We start from the raw sequence: 5,861 nt of genomic DNA, 5'->3' as shown, positions 1-5,861 counted from the left end.
TAAGCAGCGTCAGGTTGCTTAATTCCTTTTTTAGTTGTTGGAGTAAATAGTTTAGGCTGTTTGACAAATAGGGTTGGTAAAATTTCTCCATCAACCCTATAAAGTATAAACCCGTAAATTTAGAAATATTGAATTAATACTTTATTGTGAAATTACGTTTTATAGTATAAAAGATAGGAATAAAAAATTTTTTTGTAGTGAAAGTAGTGAAAGCTAGCCCCTAGCTTTCATTACAGGTAAAATTCGAGACCAAGGCTCGAATTTTAGCCAAGAGACTCGAAGAGGCTACTGGCGACCTCACCAACAAAAATAATTGTTTATTCCTATCTTTTGTTACGTTTTCTATTTATTATTCCATTTAAAAATATCGACTTTAGGTTCGGTACCATTTAAAATTCGTTGAACATTCGTACGGTGTCGATAAATTATAAAAATATCTGCAAGTAGTGCAATTATTGTCAGAACTATATCTTGAAAATATAGAGTTAAAAGAACACCAATTGAAATAGTAAGCATACTTGTAAAACTTACCATTTTTGAAATAGCTAAAGTCAAAATAAAGATTCCTAAACCAATTAGAAATAATACAGGCTGATACGCTAATATAACTCCCGCAAAAGTCGCAACAGCTTTGCCACCCTTAAAATTCGCAAATAATGGATACGTATGACCAATTACAGCAAATAACGCAATAATCAGTGGGGAAACTCCATGTAAATCCATCTGTTTTAACAAAAGAACACTAATCGAACCTTTTAAAAGATCCATCAGTAAAACAATCGTTCCTGCTTTTTTACCAAGAATTCGAAAAGAATTCGTAGCTCCTAAATTTCCACTTCCGTGTTGTCTAATATCAATTTGAAAAAACTTACGTCCAATCCATAATCCAGAAGGAATGGATCCTAATAAATATGCCATCGTAGCACCTAAAACAATGGATAGCATCGATATTTCTTTCTCCTTTATCCGTTAAATTTAATTTATACTCACTGATTATAGCATATTTTAAAAAAATTAGTACGATTTTAAGGAGTTATAGGAAGAATTCTTGCAATATTTGAAAAATTAAGTATGATAGAGTAGATATGTTTTATAAATTGGAAGAAGGAGAGTCGTGAATGAGTAAAGTCACTAACCAATATAATGATGATTCAATTCAAGTACTAGAAGGATTAGAAGCCGTTCGAAAACGTCCAGGGATGTATATCGGTTCAACTGACCATCGTGGATTGCATCATCTTGCCTATGAAATTGTTGATAATGCAGTCGATGAAGCCTTATCTGGATATGCAAGTAAGATTGATGTCACAATTCATAAAGATGGATCACTATCTGTTCGAGATAATGGACGTGGAATGCCAACTGGAAAACATGCTTCAGGAATTCCAACCATTCAAGTTATTTTTACCGTTTTACATGCTGGTGGTAAATTTGGACAAGGTGGATATAAAACTTCTGGAGGACTTCATGGGGTAGGAGCCAGTGTTGTAAATGCCTTATCGGATTGGTTAGAAGTAGAAGTATTACGTGATGGTGTATTATACACTCAAACATTTAAAACAGGTGGAGAAAAAGTTAGTTCCATTAAAAAAGAAAAAACAAATCGTAAAGGTTCTGGGACAACAGTTCGTTTCTTACCAAGCAAACATATTTTTTCAACTATTGTTTGGTCTTATGAAACTTTAGCAGAACGTTTACGTGAATCTGCCTTTTTATTAAAAGGATTAACGATTACATTAACGGATGAAAGAACGGATACAAGTGATGTATTTTGTTATGAAGAAGGAATCCGTAATTTTATTCAATATTTAAATGAAGAAAAAGATACTTTATCTCCAATTGTAGATTTCAATAGTACGATTGATGGAGTAGAAACAGAATTTGCCTTCCAATATAATGATGGCTATTCTGAAACAATTTTATCATTTGTTAATAATGTTCGTACAAAAGATGGTGGAACTCACGAAGTTGGGATGAAAACTGCCTTAACAAAAGCTTTTAATGAATACGCTCGTAAAGTAGGTCTATTAAAAGAAAAAGATAAAAATCTAGAAGGTAGTGACGTTCGTGAAGGATTAACAGCGATTGTTTCATTACGTGTTCCGGAAGAAATTTTACAATTTGAAGGGCAAACGAAAGATAAATTAGGAACTCCTGCTGCAAGAAGTATTGTGGATAATACGATTTTTGAACAATTAGGAATCTTTTTAACGGAAAATGGTGAAATCGCTCAAGAATTAATTCGTAAAGCTCTAAAAGCAAGAGAAGCACGTGAAGCGAGTCGTAAAGCAAGAGAAGAGAGCCGTAATGGTAAAAAAGGAAAGAAAAAAGAAACACTTCTATCTGGTAAATTAACACCTGCTCAAGGGAAAAATCCTAAAAAGAATGAGCTTTACTTGGTAGAGGGAGATTCTGCGGGTGGTTCAGCGAAACAAGGACGTGACCGTAAATTCCAAGCAATCTTACCATTACGAGGAAAAGTCATTAATACGGAGAAAGCATCTTTATCCGATATTTTAAAAAATGAAGAAATTAATACAATCATTTATACTATCGGTGCCGGAGTAGGTAATGACTTTAATATTGAAGATTGTAATTACGATAAAATTGTCATTATGACCGATGCGGATACTGATGGAGCTCATATTCAAGTATTGCTATTAACTTTCTTCTATCGTTATATGAAACCTTTAATTGAAGCAGGAAAAGTCTATTTAGCGTTACCTCCATTGTTCAAGATTTCAAAAGGAACTGGTAAAAAACAAGTTGTAGAATATGCTTGGACTGAAAAAGAATTAGAAGAAAAAATTAAAAAAGTTGGTAAAGGTTACTTATTACAACGTTATAAAGGTCTTGGTGAAATGAATGCGGACCAATTATGGGAGACAACGATGAATCCTGAGTCAAGAACACTAATTCGTGTTGTCATCGATGATAAAGCTCAAGCAGAACGTCGTGTAAGTACATTAATGGGGAATAAAGTTGAGCCACGTAGAAAATGGATTGAAAGTCACGTGGAGTTTAGCTTAGAAGATGGAAAGAGTATTTTAGAAACAGAAGGGCATTTAACAGTGAATGAACAACCAAAAGCTTCTAAAGCTACAAAAGAAGAAATAAATTCTCCATCATCTGTTGAACAATTATCACTTTTAATGGAGGAGGAATAATATGAGCTTGCAACAAGATATCCAAGAGTTAAATCTTGAAGATGTAATGGGCGATCGCTTTGGACGTTATTCCAAATATATTATTCAAGATCGTGCCTTACCAGATATTCGAGATGGATTAAAACCTGTACAAAGACGTATTTTATACGCGATGTTTGTAGAAGGGAATACGAGTGAGAAACAATTTAGAAAATCTGCTAAAACTGTCGGTAATGTAATTGGTAATTATCATCCTCATGGGGATTCATCGGTTTATGAAGCGATGGTTCGTTTAAGCCAAGATTGGAAATTAAGAGATGTTTTAGTTGAAATGCATGGGAATAACGGTAGTATGGATGGAGACCCAGCTGCAGCTATGCGTTATACGGAAGCTCGTTTATCGAAAATTTCTGAAGAATTATTACGAGATTTAGACAAAAAAACGGTTGATTTTGTATTAAACTTTGACGATACAGAAGAAGAACCAACTGTTTTACCAGCTCGATTCCCGAATTTATTAGTCAATGGTGCTACAGGGATTTCTGCTGGTTATGCAACTGAAATTCCAACGCATAATTTAGGTGAAGTCATTGATGCAACGATTCATACCATTGATCATCCTAAAGCAACGGTTAAGGAATTAATGCAATTTGTAAAGGGTCCAGATTTTCCAACTGGAGCGATTATTCAAGGAATCGATGAATTAGAACAAGCGTATGAAACCGGTAAAGGTAAAGTAGTTGTTCGTTCTAAAACATCCATTGAAGCCATTAAAGGTGGAAAGAGTCAAATTGTTGTCACTGAAATTCCTTATGAAGTGAATAAAGCATTATTAGTGAAGAAAATCGATGAAATTCGATTAAATAAAAAAATTGAAGGCATTGCAGAAGTAAGGGACGAATCAGACCGTACAGGATTACAAATTGTTATTGAGTTGAAAAAAGAAGCAAATGCAGAAGGAATTTTAAATTATTTACTAAAAAATACCGAGCTTCAAATTAATTATAATTTCAATATGGTTGCGATTGATGCTAGACGTCCAATGCAAGTTGGATTGAAGAAAATACTTGATTCTTATATTGCCCATCAAAAAGAAGTCATTACAAAACGAACTCAGTTTGACTTAAATAAAGCACAAGATCGTTTACATATTGTAGATGGATTAATGAAAGCTTTATCGATTTTAGATGAAGTGATTGCTTTAATTCGTAATAGTAATGATAAAAAAGATGCGAAAGAAAAATTAGTCGAAACCTATGATTTTACAATGACACAAGCAGAAGCAATTGTCAGTTTACAATTATATCGTTTAACAAATACAGATATTACAATTTTACAAGAAGAAAAATTAGACTTAAATGAACGTGTTGCGACTTTAACAAGTATTTTGAAATCAGAAAAAACGTTATTACAAGTTATGAAACAAGAATTACGTGAATTAAAGAAAAAATATGCGACACCTCGTTTAACTGAAATTCAAGCGGAAATTAAAGAAATTAAAATTGAAACTGAGATTTTAATTCCGGAAGAAGAAGTGTATGTAGTTGCTACAAAACAAGGTTACTACAAACGAGTTAGTCCACGTTCGTTTGCTTCAAGTGCTCCTGAAGAGAATGGATTGCGTGAAGGGGACGAAGTCTTACTTGTTCAAAAAGTATCAACTTTAGATAGTTTAATTTTATTTACGTCTAAAGGGAATTATTTACATTTACCAGTTCATGAAATTCCTGAGGCAAAATGGAAAGATGTAGGGCATCATTTAAGCCAGTCCATTTCTCTAGCGACAAATGAAACTATTTTAGCTGGTATGGTGAAGGAAAAAGATAGTACAGAAGTGTATCAAGATTGGACTGTTGTATTCTTTACAAAAGAAGGATTTGTGAAACAAACTGCGTTGAATGAATTTAATACGTATCGAGGATATAAAACTCGTACAAGTAATGCAATTAAGTTAAAAACAACAACGGATGAAGTAGTAGCGATTGAACTTGTTCCAAATCAAGAGCAAGAGATCTTTATTGTAACGCATTGTGGTTTTGGCTTACGTTATGAATTAAGTGAAGTTCCTGTTGTTGGTACTGTTGCTAGTGGAGTGAAGGCGATTAATTTAAGAAAAGATGATTTTGTTGCTGGAGCAATGGTTTATAGTCCAGAACATAAAGTTGTTTCTGCCTTTTTAGTGACTCAACGTGGAGCGGTGAAACGTTTTAATGTTTTAGAGGTTTCTATGCTTACAAGAGCTAAGAGAGGATTAATGGTCTTACGAGAATTGAAGAGTAATCCTCACCGTGTTGTTTATTTAGATGGTACTATTACGTCAAAACAAGAATATGTTATTGTTTCGATAAATGGAGAAATGAAAGAGATTCGTCCAATGGATTTAAGTTTAGTGGATCGTACAAGTAATGGTTCAGCATTGTTAAATGATGTGGATGGATTGACGAAAACGGTCTTGAAGAAGTTTGTATACAATATTTAATAGACTTTCTTAAAATAGTAGTATTAGGACGTAAGCAGCCAGCTTCGCTGTCTCATTACTAAATTTTGAGCCTTGGTCTCAAAATTTCCTGCGTGATAAGCCTGTTGGCTTATCATGCTCATACTACTATAGAAAGTTTTTGGGGTATAAAAAAGACAGAATCAAATTCGATTCTGTCTTTTCTTTGTCTTAAAAATCAATTTCTGTTGAATATTGACTGGCTGCATTCCATAGTA

At 33.5% G+C, this 5,861-nt stretch carries 3 protein-coding genes; 2 read left to right on the top strand and 1 reads right to left on the bottom strand.

Translation table 11 applies throughout. The annotated features are described in order from the left end of the window. Positions 1-342: 342 nt before the first annotated feature. Positions 343-945 carry a glycerol-3-phosphate 1-O-acyltransferase PlsY gene (gene plsY / locus RYL55_RS08265; protein WP_315008589.1) on the bottom strand — a complete coding sequence of 201 codons (603 nt, stop codon included), beginning with the start codon at positions 943-945 and terminating at the stop codon, positions 343-345. Positions 946-1,118: 173 nt separating this feature from the next. Between plsY and parE the strand changes: the two genes are divergently transcribed. Together parE and parC are read left to right on the top strand one after the other, a co-directional pair. Continuing rightward, a complete protein-coding gene (parE, locus tag RYL55_RS08260) occupies positions 1,119-3,167 on the top strand; it encodes a DNA topoisomerase IV subunit B (protein WP_315008588.1) in 2,049 nt (682 codons plus the stop codon). 1 nt (position 3,168) lies between these two features. Further along, positions 3,169-5,625, top strand: coding sequence for a DNA topoisomerase IV subunit A (parC, locus tag RYL55_RS08255; RefSeq protein ID WP_315008587.1), 2,457 nt, complete (start codon positions 3,169-3,171; stop codon positions 5,623-5,625). The last annotated feature ends 236 nt before the right edge of the window (positions 5,626-5,861 follow it).

It is taken from the genome of uncultured Granulicatella sp. (assembly GCF_963515615.1).
Lineage (GTDB): Bacteria > Bacillota > Bacilli > Lactobacillales > Aerococcaceae > Granulicatella.
The sequence above is the reverse complement of the archived record's forward strand: the minus strand, read 5'-3'. Positions and strand labels throughout refer to the sequence as shown.